The organism is Pseudorhizobium marinum (assembly GCF_000705355.1).
Taxonomy (GTDB): Bacteria; Pseudomonadota; Alphaproteobacteria; order Rhizobiales; family Rhizobiaceae; genus Neorhizobium; species Neorhizobium pelagicum.
Genome location: NZ_JMQK01000019.1, coordinates 63,738 through 87,381, shown reverse-complemented (window position 1 = coordinate 87,381; position 23,644 = coordinate 63,738). Strand labels below are relative to the sequence as shown.

The following is a 23,644-nucleotide window of genomic DNA, read 5'->3' as shown; positions in this document are numbered from 1 at the left end:
CCAAGAACTGCGGGTTGCTGTTGCCGTGGGAAGACGTCCGTTCTTCGCCCGACCGCGTAGGCGATCTGATGGCGGTAGAACCGACAATCCATCTCGGGACCCATCACGCAGACGATCCGCCGGACAGGAACGGCGGCTTCCGAGAACCCGGCCTGGACATTGGTATGGCGACAATCGGTCGGTAGCGGTGGTGGTGATCAATCGCGCTGTGCCTGCTACCTTGTCCTCGACCGCCGAAATCGGAGAGCCTGCATCCGGCCCAGCCGCGCCAGCCTCGCAGGCAACGGCTGCATCGGGGCGGCTTGCCCCCCCCGCGCCTCCCCTGTGAAGAAATGTCATTTTGACGCGCCGGCGTCGACAAGCAGATTGTACCTTCTGACGGATCCGATTAGGATGTCGGTAGCCGTAGGCAGATTTGAAGATGCAGAAATCGCTTGACGCTCTTGGCGCTTTTTCCGCCTTGCTTTCCAATGCCGACACCACCCGGGAGGTGGCCGAAGCACTGTGCCGGGCCTTGCAGCCGTTCGGCTTCGAGGTCTGCCTGTTTGCGCAACTGGCGCCGACGATGACGCCCTCACCGACGCCGGATATCCTTGCTGATCTCTGGCCCAGCGCCTGGTCCAGGCATTATTTCAAAAAGGGCTTGGTCGCGCGTGATCCCTGTGCTGCGCAGTGCCTCAGGACGAGCCAGCTGTTCAGTTGGCGAAGTATTGCGCAAAGGCGCCTGCAGCGGGACGAACGCTCGGTGATGGAGACCGCTGCAGCGTTTGGTCTGCAAGACGGCTTCTGCCTGCCGGTGCATGGCGCCAACGGCCAGATCGGCGTCATTTCGCTCGCAGGCCAGTCCGTCGAACACTCGCGCAATGTCCGTTTCGTCATCGAGGCCGCCGGCTACTGCAGTTACCAGAAGCTCAGTCGGCTCCGGCAGGCGGCAACCCAGCCTGTCCTGACCCGACGCCAGGCGGAAGTCTGTGACTGGGTGGCTGCCGGCAAAACCACCGCCCAGACCGCCGCCATCCTGGGTATCGGGGAGGCAACCGTCGAGCAGCATCTGAAGGACAGTCGTGTGCGTCTGGGCGCGGCCAACCGGGTGCACACCGTTGTCACCGCAATCAGGCGGCGAGAGATTCCGATCTAGTCTCCCGCTGTGACAGCTTAGGCGACTGCCACCGTGTCGTTTCTCCCCATTTTCCGGGATATCGGCGGGGCCGCCTGCGCGCTATCATTTTCCGATGCAGAGGTCGCGAGGCGGGCATGCAGGTCATTGCATTCGACGGGACGGAATCGGCGCGTACGGAAGGTATTCTCCGGCAAAGCTTCAAGCTGCGCGCACAGGTGTTTCAGGGGCGCCTGCACTGGGACGTACGGGTGTCGGGCGGCCAGGAACGCGACATCTTCGATCGGCTGCAACCCACTTATCTGGCAGCCGCGACTCCGTACGATATGGTCGTCGGATGCGTCCGATTGCTTCCGGCGCATGGCCCGACGATGCTGTCAACGGTGTTCTCAACCCTGTTGAGCGATGGCACGGTCGTCGATCTTTGCCATTATGTGGAGGCATCCCGCTTTTGCGTCGACACCGCACACCATCGCGACGGAAACCTCCTGCATGACGCCACGCGCAGCCTGTTTGCGGCGATGGTGGAGTGGTCGCTGCAGCAGGGCTATGGCGGCATTCTCGTGGTGGTCGATCTGAGGATGGAGCGCGTTCTTCGACGCGCGGGATGGCCTCTGTCGCGGCTCGGCGACCTGCATCCCATGGGAGCAACATCAGGCGTTGCCGGCAGGCTGGCTGTCAACGCCGGCCAGCTGCGGTCGCTGAGACCCGCTGACTACAACTTCCTGGACCTTTGTGGTGCGAGGCTGAAACCGGAACACGAGGACCCGCAGGGCTCAGGCATCGCCATGGCCGAGGCCTTGCGGCGTTAGCGACCGCACCGGCGAAGACGGGGAGGCAGACGATGGATCGATCTTTGTGGTGTCTCTTACAGAAACACGCCAGCCTGGCTGCCGCGGCCGATGTCGCCGCGGGCCGCGGCCTGTGGCAGAGCGATTGCATGAGATGTGAAGAAGCCGTCCGCGCCCGGCTGCTGGAGCATGTGCCCGCATCAAACCGGGAGGCGCAGCTCAAGCTCCTCTACCTTTGCCTGTTCCTGATCAAGGGCAGGATCGGACTGGATCGCCAGACGACAGAAACGGTGATGCGCTCCGTGGCCGAGTTTCTCTAGCCGCAACAAGTGCCCTTCGCGCCCGTCGCGCATCTGGGGCTGCAGGATGCCGCTAGAGCTGGTAGCTTGCCGCTTCCGCCCGCATCTTGATCTCTGCAAAGGCGTCCTTGCCGCGCCAAGAGAGGTGGTCCCTGTCAGCTGCAAGGGCGGCGTGAGACTGTGGCTGCCCGGACTTCAGATTGATGTCGACGGCCAGCAGCACGCCGGTGAGCGCGCCATGAAGCAGTGCCGCGCCACCGAAGATGTCACTGACCACAGTCGACTTGATCCTGTCGCCAGTGGCCACGACGAGCTCCAGCGCCTGAACGATCACATGCGCGGCTTGCACCGGCATCCGCGTCGCCACGGTTTCGGCGCTGCTGACGGCGTCATCCCGGGAGCCGGCCTGTTCGATCGCCACGGCTGCATCGCGACCACCCTCCGAGGCCTGCGGCGGACGCCGTCGCTTGAGGGCTGCGAGATAGGCCTGAAAAGCCCCCTGGTCGGCGTCGGCAAGATCGGTGAGCGCGACAGACTGCCGGTCCAGCGTTGCAAGCGCCTGCTCGAGCTCGTCGGTGGCGGCCACGCTGTCGCCGTCATTCCCAAGCGAGACGTCGACGGCCATCCTGATCAGCGACAGGCCGATCAATGCGACCAGGATCGATGCCGTACTTCCCCCGAGATCCGGCGAGCGGTGGCCGGTTCCCTCAAGGATGGTGTGCAGCGGCTGGTCAACAAGATCCACGAGAGGTGACCTTTCTTGCGGGGGTGCAAGACGCAAACCCGGCATGGCGGCGAACGTTCCCGACGGTTCGCCGGCCGCCTCGACTATTTTTCGGGCAACGGCGGACGGGCTGCAACGGAAGGTGGCGCGGGGCTGGCCGTGGCGCTGTCCTCGGTCTTGGCCTGGAGCACGGCGACGGTTTCCAGCAGGGTCACGACCGATGCCAGGGTCTCGGCGGGCAAGTCTTCCAGCAATTTCATCATCCGGAAGCGGCTTTCCGCTTCCTGTTGATCATCACCCCACAGATGGGGAGCCGCCGCAAACAGCATGGTCAGCGGCGAAACGCCCAGCACTTCGCTCAGATGGATGAGCCGGCTGACCGTCATTTTCGAGGAGCTGCGCTCGTAGCGGCCGTAGACCTGCTCGCTCAGGCCCACCAGCGTCGATAGTTCGGCCCTGCTCAGCCCCTTGTCCTGCCGGCAGGCTCGCAGGGCATCACCGAGCCGGGCGTCGAGCTCGTCGAAGGTTGCAATGCCGGACAGACCCTCGTGTCGGTAGACCGGTTTCTGGTTGTCCGGATCGACGGTACGGACCAGCCGGCGCTCGGCGATGTGACTGTCCAAACTCTTGTTCATGTTCTGCGACCCGCTGCCTGACCGGCCTGTCATACATCATTCTGCGTCTGCTCTGCTACCCATTCGCTGGTGCCCATCGGCGCGCTTTGCCGGAAGACTGCTAGCCGCTCGGCTTGAACCGCCGAAGGATGTCTGGAACCGCCATTTGCGACGGTCTGCATTCGGCCTTGCAAGGGAGCCACAGGCATCGACGTGACAGAGGCGTTCTGTGTCGCGCTCATGGAGCAGCGGCAACAAAAAAGGCCGGGCGAAACCGCACCGACCTTCCTCATCATCGCTTTTCACCGGCGCCAGTACATCCGTGGTCAGGGCTCAAGCGATGCGGCACTGCGAGCGGCGATCAACTCGGCGCTCATCATCATGCCTAAGCATGGTCTTATCGAACCAACATGTCGGGAAGATGACGAGACGGGCGTGGCAACGAAACAGGCGAGTTCAAAGCAAGCCTTGTTCGGGCGTGTAGCGTCCTGACAACGCGACTATCGCGCACTCAGGCCAGCGCCCCCACGGTCAGGCCGCAAGCCCGACGCTGCTCATCGAGTTCGGCTCCTCTTGGATCCACGAACTAGATTGACAAGCAGAGATATTTGATCTCGATATAATCCTCAATGCCGTACTTGGAGCCTTCGCGGCCCTGTCCCGACTGCTTGATGCCCCCGAAGGGAGCAAGCTCCGTGGAAATTAAACCGGTATTGATGCCGACCATCCCATATTCGAGCGCTTCGGCCACGCGAAACACCTTCGCAAGGTCGCGAGAGTAGAAATAGGATGCAAGCCCGAACTCGGTGTTGTTGGCCATCTCGACCACCTGCTCTTCCGTTTCGAATTTGAACAGCGGAGCGACGGGGCCGAATGTCTCCTCGCGCGCAACCTTCATTTCGGCCGTTATATCCGTCAGGACCGTCGGCTGGAAAAAAAGGCCGCCCCTGGGGTCCGGCTTACCCCCGAGTGCGACGCGCGCGCCCTTCGAAACCGCGTCGGATATGTGATCTTCTACCTTTTCGAGCGCCTTCCTGTCGATCAGGGGTCCGGCGTTCACGCCATGCTCAAAACCGTCACCGACCTTTATCGCAGCAACTTTTTCAGCGAGTTTTTCGGCAAACGCGTCGTAGACGCCAGCCTGTACGTAGAGTCGGTTGGCGCAGACACAGGTCTGGCCGTTGTTGCGGTATTTTGACACCATCGCACCTTCCACCGCGGCGTCAAGATCGCCGTCGTCGAAGACGATGAAAGGCGCGTTGCCGCCGAGTTCCAACCCGAGCTTCATGATCTGATCGGCGCCTTGCCGCATCAGGATGCGGCCCACTTCGGTGGACCCGGTGAACGTGAGTTTACGAACCTTGTCGTTGCCGGTGAATTCCTTTCCGATCGAAGCGGAATCCTTGGAAACGACCACATTGAAGACACCTGCCGGCACACCGGCGCGTTCGGCGAGTAGGGCAAGCGCCAGCGCCGAGAGCGGCGTCTCCGCAGCAGGCTTGGAGACCATAGCGCAACCCGCAGCGAGAGCCGGTGCCAGCTTGCGCGCCAACATCGCATTTGGGAAATTCCACGGCGTGATCGCTGCAACGACCCCGATCGGCTGCTTCAACACGATGATGCGCTTGTCGGCGTGATGGCCTGGAATAGTGTCGCCGTAGACGCGCTTGGCCTCCTCGCCAAACCATTCGACGTAAGAAGCTCCGTAAAGGATCTCGCCGCGGGCTTCGAGAAACGGCTTGCCCATTTCCATTGTCAGGATGGTAGCGAGATCGTCGGCATTGGCGACCATAAGGTCATAGAGCTTACGCAGTATCCCAGCGCGTTCCTTGCCGGTCTTCTTGGCCCATAATTTCTGAGCCGTGTATGCGGCGTCGATTGCTCGCACAGCGTCTGCCCGATCCATGTCGGGCAGGGTGGCGATCACTTCCCCGGTTGAGGGATTGGTGACCTCGAACATTTTGCCGCTGGAACTCTCCCCCAGCCATTCACCCGCAATCAGCGCCTTGTCGGTCGCAAGTGAGGGATCACTTAGTTTTGAAAGAAGAACATCGGAAATGGCCACGGAAATACCCCTAACACCCACGGTACGGCATCATCTTCATCTGCTACGGACTACGGCGTAAGCTCTGCTAGCAGATCGCCGAGCCATATCCCACGGCAGTCGTCTGGTCGTCTTGATTGGTCAGCCAATACTCGACCTCGACGCGCTGGCCGCCCTCCACGGGTTCGCTGCTCGTGACCACGCCGTTGATGGTGATGACATCTTTCGGGTAGATCGGCATGAGATACGTGGAGAAATGACATCCGGTGGAGAGGAAGGTCTGTCCAAACAGCGAGGACAGATATTGCGAGGCCCAACACGATTCCATCATCCCCTGTGCGATGCAGTCGCGCAGCCCAGCCTTTCTGGCGATTTCCAGGTTCGTATGAATACCCTGCTTGTGGAACTCGGCGCCGGTGAAGACAGACATTTGCGCTTGGCGCACCTGTTTGGTCACCGCACGCAGCGCCGTTCCGACAGGCGTCGTGGCGGAAATGCTGTCGGCCCTTTCGCCCGCAAGTTCCCTTGGCGTGACGCGCCGATCCGGCTCCGCCAGACCGGTACCGACCTTGACACCCTGCGGGATCCGCATGACCTCGGTCGATCGCTGCAGGATCACGATATCTCCCTGCTCGTCCCGCGCGATGCTTTCCAGCACCGTATAGCCCTTGCCGCGCTTCATGTACTTGTCGACATAGGTGCCGGTGAGCGTGAGCTTTGTACCGACCGGCACGGCCTTGTAGTGAATGACCTCTTCCTTCTGGTGCAGGCCGACGACCTTGTCGCGATCATAAACCGTCAGGAAGATCTGCATAAGATCCGAGACGATCATGTGCGGAGGGACAGGCCCCACCGGCTTTGCCAGGCCGTCGATGATCTTCATGCCGCTATAGTCGTCGAGTGCATAGGCGTAGCTGCGCAGAAAGAAGTCGTCGAGCACGAGTTCGACCGGACCAAAGGTCTCGCCGATATAGACGTTCTCATAGGTCGGTTCCTTGAAGGTCGGGGGCGTCATGGTCATCAAATCCTGTCATCCTGGAGCGCCCGCCGCCCTGCGGCGGCGGGCGTGGTGTGCTACTGAACGCTGCGGACCTTGGCGAGAAGCGCCACGGCCTTGTCGCCGAGGCTCTTGGCGTATTCGTCCTGGAACGTGGCGAGACGCTCGGCAAACTTGTCGAGCCCCTGGGTCTCGACAATGGTCACACCGGCGTTCTTCATCTCCTCAAGTGCCTTGGCGTTGAAATCGTTGACGAGACCTGCCTGATAGGCCTGCGCCTCAGCCGCAGCCTTTTCGACGATGTCCTGCTGTTCCGCCGTGAGTGTGTCGAACTTCGCGGAGTTGATCGGAATGAAGCGGAAGTGCCAAATATGCTTGGTGAGACTGACACTTTTGGTGACCTCGTACCACTTCGTTGTCGCCAGCGTTGCCGGCTCACCTTCGGAGGCTTCGGCGACGCCCGTCTCGATGGCGGAGTACACCTCCGGGAACGGAATCGGCGTCGGCACCGCATCCAGTGCCTTGGCAAAGCCGACATACAGCGGCGATTCCGGCACGCGGAGCTTCAGCCCGGCCATGTCTTCAATCGTATTGATCGCCCTCTTGCTGGCGATGGACCGCGGCCCCAGGTAGAGGAAGCCGAGGTTGCGCACGCCCTGCTCCTCGAAAGTGGCCTGGACATCGGGCGCGATCACCTCCGCGACGCGTTGCATATGGTCCAGGTCCTTGTACAGATAGGGAAGCTCAAGGACCTGGAGCTCGGGAAAGAAGCGGCCGATGCCCGACATGCCGCTCGGTGCGATGTCCACCGACCCGGACACGACGCTTTCCGCCAGCTCGCGCTCGTTGCCGAGCGTGGCATCGCTATAGACCTCGATCTTAACCTCGCCGTTGGTGCGCTCTGCCACCAACTCAGCGAAACGCTTGTCCGCCAGCGTGTTGCTATGGTCGGCGGCATAAATGTCGCCCAGCGTGAGCGTGGTTTCGGCACGCCCGAGACCCGCGCTGGCAGTCAGGGTAAGTGCGGTAATGATACCCATCAAGAAACGTTTTTTTACTAGCATGCTCTACTCCTCCGTTGAGCTTTTTCTGCGCCGTCACATGAAGGACGGGAGATAGGTTGTGAAGAACGGTACGAATGCGATCAAAAGGTTGACCAGCAACAGCGGGATCAGGAATGCCCAGACGAGCACCAGAATACGCGACAAGGGTATGCGAGCGATGCTGACACCGATGAAGAGCAACGTACCGACCGGCGGCATAACCGCGCCCATCATAATGGCGAGGACCATGACGACACCGAAGTGGACCGGATCGAAGCCCATCTGCACGCCGATGGCAGCAAGCGTCGGCACAAACAGCACGGCCGTCGACACCTCGTCCATGAGGCCGCCAATCAATGTCAGCACGATGATCAGGATCGTGATGACCAGAAGCGGCTCCGTGGTGATCGAGAACAGGACAGAGGTGATTTGCTGCTCGAACCGACCAAGCGCCAGGATGGTGCCGAAGACGGCCGAAAAACCGACGATCATCATGATGTTTGCGGACGACAGCGCCGCCGACATCGTCAGTTCCTTCACATTCTTCAGGTTGAGCGACCGCTCGATCACGAAACCATAAAACAGTGCATACACGACCGCTACGATGCCTGCTTCCGTCGGCGTGAAGATGCCGAACCGGATACCGCCGATTATGACGAAAGGCATTATCAGCGCCCAGCCGGCCTTCATGGTGGCCTGCCTCAGGCGCTCACCCGAGAACCTGACCGCCTCAACCTTGAACGACGAGAAACGGGTGAGGATGAAGGCAATCGTGAGCAGCGACAGGCCGACGAGCAGCCCCGGAATGATGCCCGCCATGAACAGACGGCCGATCGAGACGCCGGACATCGAACCATAGATGATGAGGAAGATCGATGGCGGGATCAGTGGAGCCATCATGGCCGAGAACGCGACCATCAAGGCGGCAAACTCCGGCTTGTAGCCCTGCTCCTTCATCGCCGGGATGAGGATGGAGCCGGTTGCTGCAGTATCAGCCGAGGCCGACCCCGAGACGCCCGCCATCAGAAAGTTTGCGATGACCGTCACATAGGCGAGCCCGGCCCGGAAATGCCCGACAAGGGCAATTGCCAGATCGACGATGCGCTTGGTGAGCCCGGAGCGCGACATGACCTCGCCGGCCAAGACGAAGAATGGGATCGCCATCAAAGTGAAGGAGTCCATGCCGCCAAAGGTCTTGGTAATGAGCAGGCGTTCCTGCACGATCGGATAATTCAAAACGACAACGAGAGCCGCAAGCCCGGTCGAAAACGCCACAGGCAGGCCAAGCAGCAGGAAGACGAGGAAGCAGCCGAAAAGCGTGAGTGTCATTGGCCTGCCTCCTGCCTGCCGCTACGCCAGTCGCGACCCATGCGCGTGATCGTTGCGAGAATGATAAAGGCCGAACCGACGGGAATGGCCAGGTAGATCCAGAACAGCGAAATCGACAGGGCCGAGGAGTGCTGCGGCGCGTTGACTCGGGCCATCAGCCAACCATAGTAGACGAAGGTTCCCATCAACCCGATAACGGCGAGATCGAGAACGATCGCAATCATGCGCTGGATGGCCTTGGGCATCATGTTGACGAACACGTCTACGGAGAACATGGCGCGGCGCCAGACCAGGATCGGCGCGCAGAGCCAAAAGACCCAGATAAAGGCATAGCGTATGACCTCCTCGGACCAGAAAAGGGCGTAATGGCCGTTGAAGACATAGCGCAGGCAGACGCCGGCAAAACCGACCGCGATGATGGCAAGCACGAGCGGCACGATGATTGCCTCTCCCACACGCTCGAGAAACGTCGGGTCTTCTGGAGATTTAACGATTTCGGATTGTTCTTGCATCAGGCTGCCAACGCTCCCCCGTCCACCTTGATCACGGCGCCGGTTATATAGTCGGAAAGCGGGCTGGCAAGGAATGCAATCGCCCCGCCAATTTCCTCCGGCTTTCCGGCGCGCCCCATCGGCACACGGTTTTCGACTTTCGCCACCCACTCCTTGTTGTGGAAGAGGGGCTCGGTCAGTTCCGTCCTGAACCAGCCCGGCTCGATCGCATTGACGCGAATTCCGGTCTTGCCCCACTCAACGGCGAGCCCTTGCGTGATCTGTTTGACGCCACCCTTGGACGATCCGTAGGCGACGATGAAGGGCATGCCGATCTCGCTTGCCATGGATGCGATATTGATGATCTTGCCGTAGCCGTTGACGCGCATGACGCAGCCGGCAGCTTGCGACATGAAGAACAGGCCGCGCGTGTTGATCGCATGCACGCGGTCCCAGTCATCCGGACCGTATTCGAATGAATCGCCGCGAATGTTGAGGCCGGCCGCATTGACCAGGATGTCGAGCCTGCCGTGCTCAGCCACGATCCGGCTGACAAGCGCTTTGGCTGCGTTGGGATCGCTGACATCGCAGACCATCGCCTGCGCGCCGGCCTCCGCCGCTGCCTTTTCTAGCACGTCCTGTCGACGGCCAGCGATGATGACGGTGGCACCGGCTGCAACCAGCGCGTTGGTTCCCGCCCGGCCAAGCCCGGTTCCGCCACCTGTGACGAGTGCGATACGGCCTTTGAGATCAATGGACAGCGACATTTTACACTTCACCTTCATTCTGAAGATTGATCTGGCGGCCGTCGCTTTCCACAACCGCATGGGCCAGGGCAAGCGCGGCAATTGCATCGTTGATGGAGGGCGTGACCGGCAGGCCGGAAACGATAGCACCTGCGAGGTTTCGCATTTCCCCGACATAACCCATGTGAACGAGCGAGGCATTTTCCGCGGAAATGTTCGTCATATTCGGCTCCCAGACCAAACGCTCTCGCTGTGGCGAGAAGGCGCGCCCCGGCACCATTGGCTCGGCATCCCGGGTATAGGTGACACGTGAGACGTTTTCGACAGTGACGCTTGCGCCGTCGGAGCCGGTAATCTGCACGCGCTCGTTGGGAACCCCCCTGCTCTCATAGTTCGATATTTCCAGCAGGCCGGCCGCGCCGCCTTGGTAGGCGAGCAGAACAGCGAAACCGAAACGCTCGCTCGACGCCTGCGTCTTCACGGCCGACACCCATTCGACGGGCCCGCCGAAGAAACGCATCAGATCGAGAAAGTGCACGCTGTGATCAAGAACGAACGAAAGGGGCGTGAGGGTCTTTGACCAGGCTGGCGTCCAGACGCCGGTGGTGATCCGCGCGCTAACCATCCTGACCGCACCAAAATCACTGGCCTCAGTGATCTCCTTCGCCATGCGGTAACCGGTCGCAAAGCGCTTCATGAAGCCAACCACGAGTTGCTTGCCGGCTCTCGCAGCGGCACGCTTCATCGCCTCTGCTTCGGCTACGGTGATGGCCGGCGGCTTCTCAACGAAGACATGCACACCGTGCCCGAAAGCGAGCTCTGCAAGCTTTGGATAAATTGTCGGACCGACCGCCATGACGACGGCATCGACCGCTTCGGCGGCCAACATCGCGGACATGTCGCCATAGGCGGCGCCAGCGCTTGCGGACTTCATCGTCGCTTGCGCGCGCTCCGCGTTCGGGTCGCAGACAGCGACGATTTCAATTCCTGCCGCTCGCATGGCGGGAACGAGAGCCGCATTGGCGAACGCCCCGCACCCTACCAGCGCTGCCCGCAGACGGACCTGTTGCATCTTGAAACTCCTCCTACGAGCCCTCTCCCGGCTCCAGAAAACGTTTTCCGAAAAACGGTTCTTGTCTCTTTGAATAACGGCGGAGAAGTAGCCTGTCAATGTCGGTACTGGCTATTTCAAACGATGATTCTCGGGTACAGTCGAGAAAACGAAGCAAACAGCAGGGCTGAAAAATCGGTTCTGCCACTGGAGTTTGAAAGTGTCCGACAAAGGACGTATTACGATTAGGGATGTCGCCGCCGCAACCGGTCACGCAGTATCCACCGTTTCGAACGCGCTTGCCGGAAAACGGCACGTCAACGAGGAGACGCGCCAACAGGTCAAGGAAGCCGCCGAACGGCTCGGATATCGTCCCTCGGCGGTGGCGCGCTCGCTGCGCATGAAGCTGAGCTCGACGATCGGCGTTCTGGTGCCAGATGTCAGCAACCCCGCCATTCCGGAATTCATCCGTGGCATCGACGACGTGGCCGTGCGGGAAGGCTGCACCATCCTGCTCTGCAACACGGACGAGCTTGTCGAACGGCAGGTCAGCCAAATGCACACCCTCCTGGACCGTCAGGTCGACGGTATGATCCTGATTTCGCAGCATTGCGACACGCCTGAAGTGCGCAAGCTGCTCGACGGCAAGACGCCCTTCGTGCTCATCCAGCGGCGCAGCGCCCGCTTTCGCGACGATTACATCGGCTCAGACAACCTGCAAGGCATGCGCGACAGCGTGAACTATCTCTACGGTCTCGGCCACCGCCGCATCGGCCTTGTTACCGGTCCCGCGACGTCCAGCACCGCACAGGAACGTCTGGAAGCCTTCGAAGCCACCATCGCCGAACTGGGCTGCGACGACGACCCCGAACTTGTCTATCGCGGCGACTACACGGTCGAGGCCGGTTATGAGGCCATGCACTACTTCGCCGCGTCGCAAAAGCGGCCGACGGCCGTGATTGCCAGCAACGACGTCTGCGCGCTCGGCGTGCAGGATGCGGCAAGCGAACTGGGCATTTCCATTCCGGCCGACATGTCGTTGCTCGGCTGCGACGACATCGATCTGGCAAAACTGCGCCGCATCAACCTCAGCACGCTGCGCCTGCCCAAGCGCGAAATGGGTGCGGCCGCCGCAGAGCTGCTGATGCGCCGCATCCATTCCAAGCGCCCGTCGACGCCGCGCGAGGTGATTATCCCGACGACGCTGGTGCTGCGCCAATCCTGCGCACCGCCAGCGGATGGCCAGAACGACGAGAGGCCGGCAGAACGCCGGCCTCTCGTCTCTCCAGGATGACGTTCATCGTGCCAGGGCGGCGGCAAGCTCCCTGATGGCCAGCATACCGGGATCGTCGATGCCGATCGTCTGATCGCCGAACATGCGGGCGCGGCCGATGCGGTTCGGCCGGCTCCGGAAGGCTTCCAGCGCGTCGGATGCCGCCGTCGCCGCCGCCCTTGCGGCCTGCTCCGGCGTTTCCGCCCTCTTCAGCGCTTCGGCCACGGCATCAAGCGAATCCAGCACCGTCTTATCGCCCAGTGAAGCGCCACCCCGCGAGATCATCGCGTCGCGCGCCGTGGCCACGAGGCCGGACAGATCGCCGACGCCGATCGCGTCGCGCCCCTTCGCCTCTCGCCCTGCGGCAAACAGACCTGTCGCAAACAGAGTGCCGAGGCTCGATCCGGTCGCAAGCGTGGCCGCTTTGGCGAGCTGGCTGAGGGCCGAACCGGGATCGGCCGCGGCAGACAGATCCACTTCCGCCATCCTGCCGATGACACGGGCCAGCATGCCGCCCGTGTCGCCGTCGCCGAGCTTGGCGTCGGCGTCGTTCAGCACCTGCTCCAGCGGCCCCATGGCATCATGGGCGCGGGCGATGGCGGAGGCGATGCAGGAGACCGTGATGCTCATGCCGTCACCGTCCAGAACGGGCAATAGGCCGGCTTGCCAAGCAGGGCTTCGATCTCGTCATCAACGAAGCATAGCGAGATGGAGGCGCCGGCCATTTCCATCGACGTCGCATAGTGCCCGACGAGCGGCCGGACGATGGTCATGCCGGCGGACTCAAGCTTCGCCCGCGCCCGGCGATAGAGAATGAAGAGCTCTTCCAGCGGCGTGGCCCCGAGGCTGTTGACAAGGATCGACACGCGCGGTCCAGCGCCATCCGGCTTGTCGGCGAGCAACCGCTCCACCATCTCGTCCGCAATGCTATCGGCAGGCTTGAGTTGGTCGCGCCAGATGCCCGGCTCGCCATGGATGCCCATGCCCATTTCGATCTCGTTTTCACCGAGCGTGAAGGACGGCTTGTCGGAGCCGGGAACCTGGCAGGGCGAGAGCGCGACGCCGATCGTGCGGGTGCGATCGACCGTTTTTTGCGCGATCGCCGTCACCGCATCGAGGTCGGCACCGGTCTCGGCAAGTGCGCCGGCCGTTTTATAGGCATAGATGATACCCGCAACGCCGCGCCGCTTCTGCCGCTCGGCCGGCCCGGCGCTGGCGACGTCGTCATTGCCGAGCACGGTCGTCGTGCGGATGCCTTCGTCCTCCAGCATCTCGCCGGCCATATCGAAGTTCATGCGGTCGCCACCGTAGTTGCCGTAGAGCCGCAGCACGCCCTCCCCGCCGTCCGCCAGCCGGATCGCCTCGATGCAGGAGCCGACGGTCGGCCCCTCGAAGACGTTGCCAATCGAGCAGCCGTCGAGCAGCCCCTCCCCGACATAGCCGGTGAACAGTGGCAGATGGCCGGAGCCGCCGCCGGAGACGACACCGACCTTGCCTTTGCGGGTCGGCTTTGCGCGATGCACGACACGGCCGGTTTCGCCGCTAAGCGCCAAGGACGGATTGGCGGCGATGAGGCCGCCGAGCATTTCATCGACGAAGCCCGAAGGCTTGTTCATCAACTTCTTCATGGCATTGCCTCCTCAGTAGTTCAGCGCCGAGTTGTCGTTGAACATGGTGATTGGCGGATAGGCGCGTTCGTCCGTGATGACGTCGAGAACGGTCGTGGCATCGGCCGCGAAGGCCGCCTTCAGCGCCGGCAGGAAGTCTTGCGCCTTGTCGATGCGCACGCCCTCGCAGCCCGCACCACGGGCAATCGCTGCGTGATCGACCGGCGTGAAGTCGCAGGCATCCGAATACTCGTTGAAGATCACCTTTTCTGCATGCTTCTCGTAACCGAGGATCGAATTGTTCAGCACCGCCACGACCACGTTGAGCCCCATGCGGCGCGCCGTCTCCAGTTCCGACCACACATGTGCAAAGCCGCCGTCGCCGACGAGCGCAAAGATCGGCGCATTCGGTCTGGCGCACTTGGCGCCCAGCGCATAAGGCAGACCCCAGCCGAGGCCGGCAAGACCGCGGGGCGTAAGGAAGCGCATGCCGGCCTTGCGCGATTTCAGGTGGTTGCCAACCCAGATCGAGGAATAGCTGGCATCCGACACGACGATATGGTCGGGCGTCAGCAGGCTGTCGAGATCGCGCATCAGCCGCTCCGGGCGGATCGGGCTTTCATCCGACGTTTCGACCGCTTCGGCATCTTTGCGGCCCTTGGCGAGGCCTTCGGAGATCGTCCTTTCAAGCGCGGGACGCGCCGCCTTGCGCTTTGCGCCGTCCTCCCCTTCGAGGGCGGCGGAGAGCGCCTTGATGCCGAGCCTGGCATCGCCGACGAGGCGTAGCGCCTCATAATTGCGGCCGATCTCCTGGCCGTCGATATCGAGGTGGATGTATTTGGCATCCTTCGGGAACAGCGACCAGCTATCCGTGCCGTTCTGGTTCGTGCGGTTACCGATCAGCATGATCACGTCAGCCTCGGTCACCAGTTCGCGCACGTGCTTGGTGCGGCTGCGCGTCGCCATGAAGTAGCCGACGATGCCGACGGAGAGCGGATGCCCTTCATCGACGGCGCCCTTGCCCATGACGGTGGTTGCGACCGGAATCGAGAAGCGTTCCTGGAGGGCGGCAAGCTCACCGGCCGCATCGGAGACATGCACACCGCCGCCGGCGATGATCAAAGGGCGCTCGGCCGAGGCCAGCAGCTTTGCGGCTGCGGCGACACGGTCCGGATCCGGCCCGCTGCGATCGAGCGGGAAGCTGCCGAGTGAGGCCATGCGGCTGTAGTTGCGGCTTTCCGCGGTCTCCACGAACATGTCGATCGGCGCGATCAGCACGGCCGGACCGGGGCGGCCGGAGGCGGCCGCAGTAAATGCCATGTCGATATAGTCATCGATACGGTTGACGTCGGCGACGCGCTTGATCCACTTCGCCACCCCCTTGAACAGATCGAGATGATCGAGCTCCTGAAAGGCATTCTTGTCGGCGAACGGACGTGCAACGTCCTGGACGATTGCAACGATCGGGATCGAGGCCTTGTAGGCTTCCGCCAGCCCCGGAACCAGCAGCGTCGCCGCCGGTCCGTTTTGCGCGGTCACCACCGCCACCTTGTGCGAGATGCGCGCATAGGCATCGGCCATCACCGCGCCGGCATTTTCCGTGCGATAGCCGATCTGCCTGATGCCGTAATGCGGCGCCGCCAGGAAAAGTGCCGCCGGAATGGACTGGCCGAAGATCACTTCCACGCCATGCCGCTTCAGCGCCTGCGCCATCACATGCGCGCCGCTCATGTTACCCTTGCTCACGTCTTATCCTCCCTGAAACCTTTGAAAATGCGAATGAATTGTGTCAGATGACCGTTGCGGACCGGAGCTTCTCGATGTCGGCATCGGGCATCGAAAGCCACTCGTGCAGCACCTCGTCGGAATGTTCGCCGAGCATCGGCGGCGGAAGCCGCACGGCGGTCGGCGTGGTGCCGAGGCCGACCGGTGGCCCCTGCATCGGCACCACGCCAGCCTTGGGATGAACGACATCGACGATATGGCCGGCCTCGCGCATGTAGGGGTCGTTGGCGACCTCCTCGACGGTACGGATGCGCGCGGAGGGCAGCTCCGCCGCCCGCAACGCCGCGAGCACCTCGTCTGCGCTTTGTGCGCCGATCCACTCGGAGGCGATCGCCTCGATCGCCTCGACGTTGACCATGCGGCTCTCGAGCGTCGAGAACCGCGGATCCTCCAGCAGCTCCGGCCGGCCAATCATGTTCACAAAGCGCGGGAAATGCGCGTTATTGCCGGCGACCATGTGGATCCAGACGTCGTCCTTCGTACGAAACGTATTGGCGGGCGCTGCATAGCGGTCGCGGTTGCCGGCCCGCGTCATGCGCCGGCCGTTCACCAGGAATTCCGGGATCGCCGTCATCAGCATGGAGGTTGCCCCGCCGATCAGGCTGACATCGACCACCTGCCCCTTGCCCGTCGTGTTGCGATGGTTAAGGGCTGCCAGAATGCCGATCGTCGCATGCAGCGCGGTGGCGTAATCGACGAGGAAGGTGCCGGCCATCATCGGCCCGCCCTTCGGATCCCCCGTCAGGTCCATGAAGCCGGTAATCGCCTGCGCGATGCCGTCGAAGCAGGGTTCGGCCGAGAGGCTGTTGTTCTGCCCGAAACCGGAAAGCCGCGCCATGACGAGCTTCGGGTTGATCTTGCGCAGATCCTCCCAGCCGCAGCCCATCTTTTCCATCGTGCCGGGCCGGAAGTTCTCAACCAGCACGTCCGCCTCCAGCACTAGGCGGCGCAGCAGATCCTGCGCCTCTGGATTGCGGAAGTTGAGCGTCAGGCTGCGCTTGTTGCGGTTGAACATCATGAAATAAATGCTCTCGCCGGCAATGTAGGGACCGAGCGAGCGCGTATCGTCGCCGGCACGCGTGCGCTCCACCTTGACGACGTCGGCGCCGAGATCGCCGAGCAGCATGGCGCAGTGGGGGCCGGCGATGAACCTGGAGAGATCCAGCACTTTCAGGCCGGACAGGGACGAGACCGTGGAGGGTGAGGGTGTTTGCATGATCATACTTTTAGCAGGATGCGGTTGGGGTCGATGTCGTTGCGGATGCGTGCGAGCTCTTCCGCAGTCGGCGTTTCGGTTTCGGGAATCGTTTCGGGAACGAGCGGCACGAAGGACATGGCGGCCAGCACTTCGTCTTTCGTCACGCCGGGATGCAGCGACTTCAATCGCATTTCGCGCGTGCCCTCGGCAAAATCGAAGACCGCCTTGTCGGTGACGACAATTGCCGGGCCGCCCTCGCCCAGGCCCGCCTCGCGCCGGCTGGTGCCGCCGGAAAGGTGTCCGGCGCTGGTGATGAAATCGACCTTCTCGACGAAGCTGCGCGCATCGAGGTCCATCAGCAGGATCGGCCGGCGCACGAAGGCGAAATGCTCGGGCTGCGCCAGGCTGCCGACAAGGCGAACTTTCGGCTTGCGGTAATCGCCAATCGCCGTGATGTTCATGTTGCCGTAGCGGTCGAGCTGGGCTGCCGAGTTGAACGAAACATCGAACTTGCGCCGCGCCAGCATGTCGCATTTCACGCCGGTATCTGGCGGGCAGGCCGCAGCCTGCCACTGCGTAAAGGCATCCTGCGTGAAATGCTCGGGAATCACCGAGAGATCCGGCTCCAGAAGATTGCCCCAATAGACGGCAGCACCCGGCGCATGGCTCATCTGCGCAAGGCGCGCGGCGGCAAGCGGAATGCCGACGGCGAGTGTAAAAGCCCGGCCGTTCGTGCCGACGCCGACGAAGCAGAGATCGTCATCCTGGATCTGTCGTGAGAGATAGGCGGTGATGAGTTCGTTATTGGTATAAGTCGCCATGGCTTATGCCCTCCCCTTGACGTTGAGTGCGGAGAGCGCAGCCAGGCCGCCGCACTTCTCGAGATATGCCGCATGGTCTGGCAGCGCGCGGGCGAATTCGTCGAGATAGGCATTGACGCCGTCGGCGGTCTTGGATCGGGAGATGTAGCTGTTCATATGCGCGTCGTCTTCGTCGTAGACCGTGTCGCAGGCGGCGGGATGCGCGCCGTAGGGCACTTCGACGATCGCTTCCACCCATTGGCCCGGGATGTAGGTGAGCGACGGCTGCTTCTTGATCTCGTCGTGCGAGACGATCTTCTCGACCGTCACGATGAGGCGCTTGGCGCCGGCTGCCATCGGCTGATCCATATCGTCGGTGTCGCGCACGACCGGCCACTGCACGTTGCCGTATTTGTCGCCGGCATAGCCGTGGATGATCGTAAACTCGGGCTCTGCCGCGGCAATCGCCTGCAGCTTCTCCCCCGTGAACGGGCAGTCGAAAGTGCGGATCTGCTCGGGATTCACCTTTGCGAGATCGGAACCGAACAGCGTGCGAATCGGCAGAAAGGGCATGCCTTGGGCGGCTGCGCGCAGGCGTGCCACCATGGCAGTTTCGGAAAAGTCACGCACCTCGATGCGGCCGCTCTCGACGGCACGGCGGAAGTTGCGCGCAAGCCCATAGTTGAACAGGCCGACATAGATGCCTTCCCAGCGGCGAATCGCTTCCGCTGCGGCGAGCAGGTCGACCGCCGTCGTGCCGGCCCAGCTGAGCACGGTAAGGTCGCGCACCTTGTTGCGGATCAACTGGCGCACGGCGGCATTGGGCTGGCGGCGCAGCAGGCTGCCGCCGATCATGACAGTCGAGCCCGATACGATCGGAGACAGCGCCCTGTCTAGGGTGGTCAATTTCTCTTTCAAAACGAAGTTCTCCCACTGAGTGCGATAGCGTATAAAAACGTTTCTTGAAAATGGCAACAGAAAACGTTTCTTGTCGTCGATTTTCTGCTACGTTGGACCTCCATGAAGGGCACAGGCGGAGTCATCTTTTGAGCAACCAGCACATATTTTTCGGCCTTGTCGGCTATCCGATCACCTTCGTGCGTTCGCCCGGCCTCATGAACACCTATCTTGCAGAACACGGTCTACCCGGCCATATGATCCCGTTCGCCGTTCGGCCCGAGGCGCTGCAAGCAGCGCTCGCCGGGCTCCGTCACCTGGAAAATCTCCGTGGCTTCTTCGTCACCATGCCGTTTAAGGAGAGCATCCTGCCCCTTCTAGATGACCTGAGCGAACCGGCGCGTATTTCCGGGGCAGTGAACATCGTGCGCCGCGCACCCGATGGCCGGTTCTTCGGCCACCAGCTGGATGGCGCTGGCTTCGTCGGCGCGATGATGGCCACGGGCGTCACCATCGCCGGTGCCTCGGCCCATGTCGCAGGTGCCGGCGGCGTCAGCGCGGGCATCTGCTACGCACTTGCCCAAACAGGTATCAGCCGCATCACCATCGCCAACCGCAACCGGGACCGCGGCGAAAAACTCGCCGACCGGCTCCGTGGCGCCTTTCCCAAAACCGTCTTCGCGGTGACGAGCGCCCGACCTGACCGGGAAGTCGACATCGTCGTCAATGCCACCAGCCTCGGCCTTTCGTCTGACGATCCACTGCCTGTCGATCTTGCGGCCACGCGACCCGGCATCTTCGTTGGCGATGTGGTGAACGTCCCGCATCTGACACCCTTTCTTGAAGCGGCCGCAGCACGCGGCTGCCGCATCCAGCATGGCAAGGCCATGTTCGCCCCGCAGATTGAACTTGCACTCCGCTTCTACGAAACCGGAGTGTAACCCCTCTGGTCGTGCTCAATGCACAACCAGATTGGCGCCGGTGATGAGCTTGACGATATCGTCGGGATTGGTCTCCGCCTTCTTGCGCACGCCGGCCGTCTGGCCCTGACGCAGGACGTGGATGCGGTCGCAGACCTCGAAGATGTGATGCAGGTTGTGGCTGATCAGGATGATAGAGAAACCGCGCGAACGCAGGTCCTTGATCAACGACAGCACCTTCTCCTGCTCGGGCACACCGAGCGCCGCCGTCGGTTCGTCCAGGATGACGACCTTGCGGCCGAAGGCGACGGCGCGCGCAATGGCGATGCTCTGGCGCTGTCCGCCGGACATGCCCTTCACCGTAAACTGGGTCGACTGGATGTGGATGTTCAGTGATTTCAGCAGATCCTTGGAGCGGCTGTGCATCTCCTCCGCCTTCAGGAACTTTGCGCCAAGAATTTTACGGACTGCCTCGCGCCCGGCGAAGATGTTCTCCGCAACGTTGGAATCGTCAAAGAGCGCCAGGTCCTGGTAGACCGTCTCGATGCCAAGTTGGCGGGCGTCCTCTGGCTTGCGCACCGTCACCTCCCTGCCCTCAAACCAGAACTGGCCGCTGTCGGCGGGCTGCGCGCCGGAGATGATCTTAATGAGGGTCGATTTGCCGGCGCCGTTGTCGCCGGCAAGCGCCAGGACTTCGGACTCGTGGAGTTCAAAATCGATGGCGGTCAAAGCGCGAACGGCGCCAAACGACTTGCAGATATTGTTCAGTTTCAGCAGTGGGGTCATCGCGGGTGTCCTCTGGGCGGTCGAAGGGATTACCCCTCGACCGCAGCCGATTACTTGCAGTAGGTGTCGTGCGTTTCCTTGGTGATCATCGGCGTATCGAGGAAGGTGACCTTCTCGACCGTCTCGCCGGCGAGCACCTTCATCGCGAGGTCGAGTGATTCCGGGAACATGGTCGGGTAGTAGACCGAACCCGTCAGGCGGCCGGAGGCCACGCCTTCGCAACCCTCCTTCGCGCCGTCCATACCGACGATGGCAACCTCGGCAAGCTTCTGCTCTTCGAGCACCTGTGCAGCACCCATCGCCATCGTGTCATTGTGCGCGAAGACCGCATTCACGTCGCGGTGTGCGGTCACGGCGTCTTCCATCGCCGCCACGGCTTCCTGCAGGCGGTAATGGCCGACATAGGAAACCACCTGGATACTCGGGTGCTTGGCGATCTCCTCTTCGAAGCCCTGCTTGCGATCGACCGTTGCGGACGCGCCGGGCGTGCCTTCGAGCTGGATCACCTTGCCCTCCTCGCCGATCTTCTCGACGATGAAGCGAGCGGCAACGCGGCCCATCTCGACGTTGTCGGATCCGATGAAGGCGGCGAACTCCGTTTCCGGCACGTCGAGCTTGCGGTCGAAGATGATCAGCGGAATCTTGGCGCGCTTGGCGGCATCGGCGATCGGCGCCAATGCCTTCGAATCGTTTGGCGACAGGACGACGGCCGAGACGTGGCGCGTGATCAGATCCTCGACGCCCGAAAGCTGGGTCGCGCTGTCGCGGCGGCCGTCAACGATCGTCAGCGTGACGTCCGGGTGTGCGGCACCCCAGGCCTTGGCCCGCTCGATGCCACCCACGCGGTAGGGATGCTCGAGGTTTGGCTGGGCTATGCCGATCTCCACCTCCTCGGCGGTTGCGGCAACCGGTGCGGCGATTACCGTGCCGGCCAGCATCGCGATACGGAACATCTGTCTGCAAGTCATTGGTTTCCTCCCTTTCGACTCGATCCGGCACGTGCCGGGAACTTCACTGTGGTTTGTGCGCTACCTGCGGGCGCGGCTCTTTGTTTCGCGCCGGATGCTGAACATCACGGCAACGACGATGATCACGCCGCGTGCGAAGTCCTGCGCATAGGGCGAGATGGAGAGAAGGTTCAGGATGTTGTAGGTGAGCCCGATCACCATCAGCCCAACGAAGGTGAGCAGGATGCTGCCGATGCCGCCGACAAAGGGCGTGCCGCCGATGACGACCGCAGCGATGCCGGACAGTTCGAAGAGCATGCCGCCCGTTGGTTCACCGACGCCAAGGCGTCCGAGGAACAGCAGGCCCGCCATGGCCGCCAGCACGCCGTGCAGCGTGTAGACGCTGCGGATGACACCCTCGACCTGAATGCCAGAGCGGTGGGCGCCGACCGGATTGTCGCCAACGAGGCAGACATGGCGGCCGTAGACCGTGTACTTGAGCACCACGGCGGCCGTCACGAAGATGAAACCCGTCAGCAACACCGGCATCGGGATCGGCCCCAGATAACCTCGGCCGAAGGCAAAGACGAATTCGGGGGCCAGATCCGCCGTCAAAGTGCGCCCTTCGCTGAGAATGAGCGCAAGCCCGCGCGCGGCCGTCATCATGCCGAGCGTCGCGACGAAGGGCGGCACCTTGCCCCAGGTGATGAGCGCGCCGTTTATGTAGCCGCAAACGGCCCCCACGACGATCACCACTGCAATCATGCCGGCTGACCCGACCACCGGAGCGACAAGCGCGCCGACCACGGTGGCAAGAGCCAGAACCGCCCCGCCCGACAGATCGATGCCGCCGGAGATGATGACATAGGTGAGGCCGATGGCAATAAGCCCCACCATGGTCCATTGCCTGAGCACGTTGAAGATGTTGTCGGCCGTCAGGAAGTACGGCGACAGGAAAGTCGAGATGATGACGAGCGCGAAAAGCCCGGTGACTGCGATGTTGCGCAGCATCAAGTCCTTGGCGGTGGCCGTGAGATTGCCTTTGGCAAACATGGGCGTCCTTTCGCTGAGATTGCTTCCGTCAGACATGTTCCACCTCCTCAGCCCCCGACTTTCGCCGATGCCCAGCCGGCGGCGGTCATCAGTCCATCTTGGTTGCGGGTCCATACTTCGAGTTCGAGCCGGCCGTCTTCAGTGCTGCCCGTGACGACGCCGCAAACTGTCAGTTCGTCGCCGGCGTAGACCGGCTGCAGATAGACGTTCTTCATCCAGCCGGAGGAGAACCAGGCCGCCGGGCCGAAAAAATCCGCGAGCATCTGCGACATCCAGCAGGTCGTTTGCACACCTTGGGCGAGGCGGGCGCGGAAGCCGGCGGCGCTGGAGACGTTGTCGTCCGTGTGGATATTGTGCCGGTCGAAATGGATGCCGGAAAAGACGGCCATCTCGTCCCTGTGTGCCCTCTTCTTCAACGAGGGCACCGGCGTCCCGACCGGGATGTCGAGGCGGGCATCCGCCACAGGAGAAACGTTTTCGGGTACCGACCCGGAAACGCGACCCGCAGCCGTCGCTGAACTGCCCGCGCCCATGCGGATGCCCTCGGGTATGCGCATGATTTCCGTCGACTTCTGACGCACCAGCAAACGACCGTTCTCGTCGTGGACGCTGACATCAAGAACGCAATAGCCCTTGCCGCGGCGCTCGTACTTATCGACATACTCACCGGTCAGCGTGACGGCGCCACCGAAGGGAACGGGCGCGTGATACCAGAGCTCTTCAGCCTGATGTAGGCCAACCACCGTGTTGGGATTATACTTCGTCAGAAACAGCGCCACTCCGTCGCGAACCAGCGCTGCCGAGGGGACGATGCGATACCCGATCGCCGGATCGATCGTGCTATAGCAGTCAGAATAGTCGGACAGTGAAAAGCACGCAGAGCGCAGGTAATGCTCGTCCATCGCGATGACCTGCGGGCCGAATGTTTCGCCTATCTCGACCGATTCGAAGGTCGGATCCTTGTATTGCATAGAGTTCCTCACCGATATCTCCGCCGGGCCCTGCCGGCATACCCAAGACAGCCGCAGACATGCCGAAATACCCGCCAAAAAGAGGTATTCCGCGACCTGTCTCTCGCTTGGCAAATCTTCTCCCAGCTCCGAGACTTTCATATAAAAACGTTTCTGCAAAC

Annotated in this window: 26 protein-coding genes; 7 read left to right on the top strand and 19 right to left on the bottom strand. The window is 62.1% G+C overall.

The annotated features are described in order from the left end of the window. The 4 genes from EO99_RS28105 to EO99_RS27620 form a co-directional block, all read left to right on the top strand. Window positions 1–185: hypothetical protein (locus EO99_RS28105; protein ID WP_029620322.1), on the top strand; the 185-nt coding region annotated here is incomplete at its 5' end. A gap of 275 nt (window positions 186–460) precedes the next feature. After that, a complete protein-coding gene (locus tag EO99_RS0119815; protein WP_162179329.1) occupies window positions 461–1,138 on the top strand; it encodes an autoinducer binding domain-containing protein in 678 nt (225 codons plus the stop codon). Between the two features lie 116 nt (window positions 1,139–1,254). Next, complete coding sequence (locus EO99_RS0119810; protein ID WP_051679979.1) at window positions 1,255–1,929, top strand: acyl-homoserine-lactone synthase; 675 nt, start codon at window positions 1,255–1,257, stop codon at window positions 1,927–1,929. A 128-nt stretch (window positions 1,930–2,057) separates the two neighbouring features. Beyond that, window positions 2,058–2,228, top strand: a complete 171-nt coding sequence (locus tag EO99_RS27620) for a hypothetical protein (protein WP_156034912.1) — start codon at window positions 2,058–2,060, stop codon at window positions 2,226–2,228. A 52-nt stretch (window positions 2,229–2,280) separates the two neighbouring features. Here EO99_RS27620 and EO99_RS26420 read toward each other — a convergent pair whose 3' ends face one another. Together EO99_RS26420 and EO99_RS0119790 are read right to left on the bottom strand one after the other, a co-directional pair. Continuing rightward, window positions 2,281–2,952: a cyclodeaminase/cyclohydrolase family protein gene (locus EO99_RS26420; RefSeq protein ID WP_051679978.1), complete on the bottom strand. Its 672-nt coding sequence runs from the start codon at window positions 2,950–2,952 to the stop codon at window positions 2,281–2,283. Between the two features lie 83 nt (window positions 2,953–3,035). Beyond that, entirely contained in the window at window positions 3,036–3,554 is a 519-nt protein-coding gene (locus EO99_RS0119790) for a helix-turn-helix domain-containing protein (RefSeq protein ID WP_162179328.1), read from the bottom strand. Between the two features lie 204 nt (window positions 3,555–3,758). Between EO99_RS0119790 and EO99_RS0119785 the strand changes: the two genes are divergently transcribed. After that, a complete protein-coding gene (locus EO99_RS0119785; RefSeq protein WP_029620318.1) occupies window positions 3,759–4,037 on the top strand; it encodes a hypothetical protein in 279 nt (92 codons plus the stop codon). A gap of 94 nt (window positions 4,038–4,131) precedes the next feature. Here the strand turns inward: EO99_RS0119785 and EO99_RS0119780 are convergent, their stop codons facing one another. The 7 genes from EO99_RS0119780 to EO99_RS0119750 all read right to left on the bottom strand — a co-directional run bounded on the left by EO99_RS0119780 (window position 4,132) and on the right by EO99_RS0119750 (window position 11,267). After that, a complete protein-coding gene (locus EO99_RS0119780) occupies window positions 4,132–5,610 on the bottom strand; it encodes an NAD-dependent succinate-semialdehyde dehydrogenase (protein ID WP_029620317.1) in 1,479 nt (492 codons plus the stop codon). A gap of 67 nt (window positions 5,611–5,677) precedes the next feature. After that, complete coding sequence (locus EO99_RS0119775) at window positions 5,678–6,610, bottom strand: MaoC family dehydratase (RefSeq protein WP_029620316.1); 933 nt, start codon at window positions 6,608–6,610, stop codon at window positions 5,678–5,680. Window positions 6,611–6,663: 53 nt separating this feature from the next. Continuing rightward, complete coding sequence (locus EO99_RS0119770; RefSeq protein ID WP_081852142.1) at window positions 6,664–7,650, bottom strand: TRAP transporter substrate-binding protein; 987 nt, start codon at window positions 7,648–7,650, stop codon at window positions 6,664–6,666. Window positions 7,651–7,683: 33 nt separating this feature from the next. Then, complete coding sequence (locus EO99_RS0119765; RefSeq protein ID WP_029620314.1) at window positions 7,684–8,958, bottom strand: TRAP transporter large permease; 1,275 nt, start codon at window positions 8,956–8,958, stop codon at window positions 7,684–7,686. Beyond that, on the bottom strand, window positions 8,955–9,470 hold the full coding sequence (locus EO99_RS0119760; protein WP_029620313.1) for a TRAP transporter small permease: 516 nt from the start codon (window positions 9,468–9,470) through the stop codon (window positions 8,955–8,957). The genes EO99_RS0119765 and EO99_RS0119760 overlap by 4 nt, the downstream gene beginning before the upstream one ends. Continuing rightward, on the bottom strand, window positions 9,470–10,216 hold the full coding sequence (locus EO99_RS0119755) for an SDR family NAD(P)-dependent oxidoreductase (protein ID WP_037112494.1): 747 nt from the start codon (window positions 10,214–10,216) through the stop codon (window positions 9,470–9,472). Before EO99_RS0119755 ends, EO99_RS0119760 begins: the two co-directional genes overlap by 1 nt. A gap of 1 nt (window position 10,217) precedes the next feature. Continuing rightward, the gene (locus EO99_RS0119750; RefSeq protein WP_029620311.1) at window positions 10,218–11,267 is read right to left on the bottom strand and encodes a Gfo/Idh/MocA family protein; all 1,050 of its coding nucleotides are present in this window, start codon (window positions 11,265–11,267) and stop codon (window positions 10,218–10,220) included. Window positions 11,268–11,466: 199 nt separating this feature from the next. On the opposite strand from EO99_RS0119750, the gene EO99_RS0119745 reads away from it, so the two are divergent. Beyond that, the gene (locus EO99_RS0119745; RefSeq protein WP_029620310.1) at window positions 11,467–12,540 is read left to right on the top strand and encodes a LacI family DNA-binding transcriptional regulator; all 1,074 of its coding nucleotides are present in this window, start codon (window positions 11,467–11,469) and stop codon (window positions 12,538–12,540) included. Window positions 12,541–12,543: 3 nt separating this feature from the next. On the opposite strand, the gene EO99_RS0119740 is transcribed toward EO99_RS0119745, so the two are convergent. Genes EO99_RS0119740 through EO99_RS0119715 form a run of 6 tightly spaced genes read right to left on the bottom strand, consistent with a single transcriptional unit; the run spans window position 12,544 to window position 18,827 of the window. Then, complete coding sequence (locus tag EO99_RS0119740) at window positions 12,544–13,149, bottom strand: DAK2 domain-containing protein (protein ID WP_029620309.1); 606 nt, start codon at window positions 13,147–13,149, stop codon at window positions 12,544–12,546. Beyond that, complete coding sequence (locus EO99_RS0119735) at window positions 13,146–14,147, bottom strand: dihydroxyacetone kinase subunit DhaK (protein ID WP_029620308.1); 1,002 nt, start codon at window positions 14,145–14,147, stop codon at window positions 13,146–13,148. The genes EO99_RS0119740 and EO99_RS0119735 overlap by 4 nt, the downstream gene beginning before the upstream one ends. A 12-nt stretch (window positions 14,148–14,159) precedes the next feature. Further along, a complete protein-coding gene (locus EO99_RS0119730) occupies window positions 14,160–15,857 on the bottom strand; it encodes an acetolactate synthase catalytic subunit (RefSeq protein WP_037112493.1) in 1,698 nt (565 codons plus the stop codon). Between the two features lie 58 nt (window positions 15,858–15,915). Next, window positions 15,916–17,127: a CaiB/BaiF CoA transferase family protein gene (locus EO99_RS0119725; RefSeq protein WP_037112524.1), complete on the bottom strand. Its 1,212-nt coding sequence runs from the start codon at window positions 17,125–17,127 to the stop codon at window positions 15,916–15,918. A gap of 2 nt (window positions 17,128–17,129) precedes the next feature. Then, window positions 17,130–17,930, bottom strand: a complete 801-nt coding sequence (locus EO99_RS0119720; protein ID WP_029620305.1) for a CoA-transferase subunit beta — start codon at window positions 17,928–17,930, stop codon at window positions 17,130–17,132. Between the two features lie 3 nt (window positions 17,931–17,933). Beyond that, window positions 17,934–18,827 (bottom strand): CoA transferase subunit A, encoded by an 894-nt coding sequence (locus EO99_RS0119715; protein WP_162179327.1) that lies wholly within the window; start codon window positions 18,825–18,827, stop codon window positions 17,934–17,936. A gap of 50 nt (window positions 18,828–18,877) precedes the next feature. On the opposite strand from EO99_RS0119715, the gene EO99_RS0119710 reads away from it, so the two are divergent. After that, entirely contained in the window at window positions 18,878–19,747 is an 870-nt protein-coding gene (locus EO99_RS0119710; protein WP_081852138.1) for a shikimate dehydrogenase family protein, read from the top strand. Between the two features lie 15 nt (window positions 19,748–19,762). Here EO99_RS0119710 and EO99_RS0119705 read toward each other — a convergent pair whose 3' ends face one another. From EO99_RS0119705 to EO99_RS0119690, 4 genes are read right to left on the bottom strand one after another with little or no spacing between them, the layout of a single operon-like run. Next, window positions 19,763–20,512 (bottom strand): ATP-binding cassette domain-containing protein, encoded by a 750-nt coding sequence (locus EO99_RS0119705; protein WP_029620302.1) that lies wholly within the window; start codon window positions 20,510–20,512, stop codon window positions 19,763–19,765. Window positions 20,513–20,562: 50 nt separating this feature from the next. Then, complete coding sequence (locus EO99_RS0119700) at window positions 20,563–21,480, bottom strand: substrate-binding domain-containing protein (protein ID WP_081852137.1); 918 nt, start codon at window positions 21,478–21,480, stop codon at window positions 20,563–20,565. 60 nt (window positions 21,481–21,540) lie between these two features. Next, window positions 21,541–22,548: an ABC transporter permease gene (locus EO99_RS0119695; protein WP_051679976.1), complete on the bottom strand. Its 1,008-nt coding sequence runs from the start codon at window positions 22,546–22,548 to the stop codon at window positions 21,541–21,543. An 11-nt stretch (window positions 22,549–22,559) separates the two neighbouring features. Continuing rightward, the gene (locus tag EO99_RS0119690) at window positions 22,560–23,642 is read right to left on the bottom strand and encodes a MaoC family dehydratase (protein ID WP_156034908.1); all 1,083 of its coding nucleotides are present in this window, start codon (window positions 23,640–23,642) and stop codon (window positions 22,560–22,562) included. Window positions 23,643–23,644 lie beyond the last annotated feature (2 nt).

Excerpts from the sequence above, each read along its gene's own strand:
- EO99_RS27620 (WP_156034912.1), top strand. The coding sequence starts at position 2,058 with ATGAGATGTGAAGAAGCCGTCCGCGCCCGGCTGCTGGAGCATGTGCCC.
- EO99_RS0119760 (WP_029620313.1), bottom strand. The coding sequence starts at position 9,470 with ATGCAAGAACAATCCGAAATCGTTAAATCTCCAGAAGACCCGACGTTT.
- EO99_RS0119725 (WP_037112524.1), bottom strand. The coding sequence starts at position 17,127 with ATGCAAACACCCTCACCCTCCACGGTCTCGTCCCTGTCCGGCCTGAAA.
- EO99_RS0119750 (WP_029620311.1), bottom strand. The coding sequence starts at position 11,267 with ATGCAACAGGTCCGTCTGCGGGCAGCGCTGGTAGGGTGCGGGGCGTTC.
- EO99_RS0119775 (WP_029620316.1), bottom strand. The coding sequence starts at position 6,610 with ATGACCATGACGCCCCCGACCTTCAAGGAACCGACCTATGAGAACGTC.
- EO99_RS0119810 (WP_051679979.1), top strand. The coding sequence starts at position 1,255 with ATGCAGGTCATTGCATTCGACGGGACGGAATCGGCGCGTACGGAAGGT.
- EO99_RS0119730 (WP_037112493.1), bottom strand. The coding sequence starts at position 15,857 with ATGAGCGGCGCGCATGTGATGGCGCAGGCGCTGAAGCGGCATGGCGTG.
- EO99_RS0119755 (WP_037112494.1), bottom strand. The coding sequence starts at position 10,216 with ATGTCGCTGTCCATTGATCTCAAAGGCCGTATCGCACTCGTCACAGGT.
- EO99_RS0119720 (WP_029620305.1), bottom strand. The coding sequence starts at position 17,930 with ATGGCGACTTATACCAATAACGAACTCATCACCGCCTATCTCTCACGA.
- EO99_RS0119695 (WP_051679976.1), bottom strand. The coding sequence starts at position 22,548 with ATGTCTGACGGAAGCAATCTCAGCGAAAGGACGCCCATGTTTGCCAAA.
- EO99_RS0119710 (WP_081852138.1), top strand. The coding sequence starts at position 18,878 with ATGGCAACAGAAAACGTTTCTTGTCGTCGATTTTCTGCTACGTTGGAC.
- EO99_RS0119770 (WP_081852142.1), bottom strand. The coding sequence starts at position 7,650 with ATGCTAGTAAAAAAACGTTTCTTGATGGGTATCATTACCGCACTTACC.
- EO99_RS0119765 (WP_029620314.1), bottom strand. The coding sequence starts at position 8,958 with ATGACACTCACGCTTTTCGGCTGCTTCCTCGTCTTCCTGCTGCTTGGC.
- EO99_RS0119740 (WP_029620309.1), bottom strand. The coding sequence starts at position 13,149 with ATGAGCATCACGGTCTCCTGCATCGCCTCCGCCATCGCCCGCGCCCAT.
- EO99_RS0119700 (WP_081852137.1), bottom strand. The coding sequence starts at position 21,480 with ATGACTTGCAGACAGATGTTCCGTATCGCGATGCTGGCCGGCACGGTA.
- EO99_RS0119705 (WP_029620302.1), bottom strand. The coding sequence starts at position 20,512 with ATGACCCCACTGCTGAAACTGAACAATATCTGCAAGTCGTTTGGCGCC.
- EO99_RS0119735 (WP_029620308.1), bottom strand. The coding sequence starts at position 14,147 with ATGAAGAAGTTGATGAACAAGCCTTCGGGCTTCGTCGATGAAATGCTC.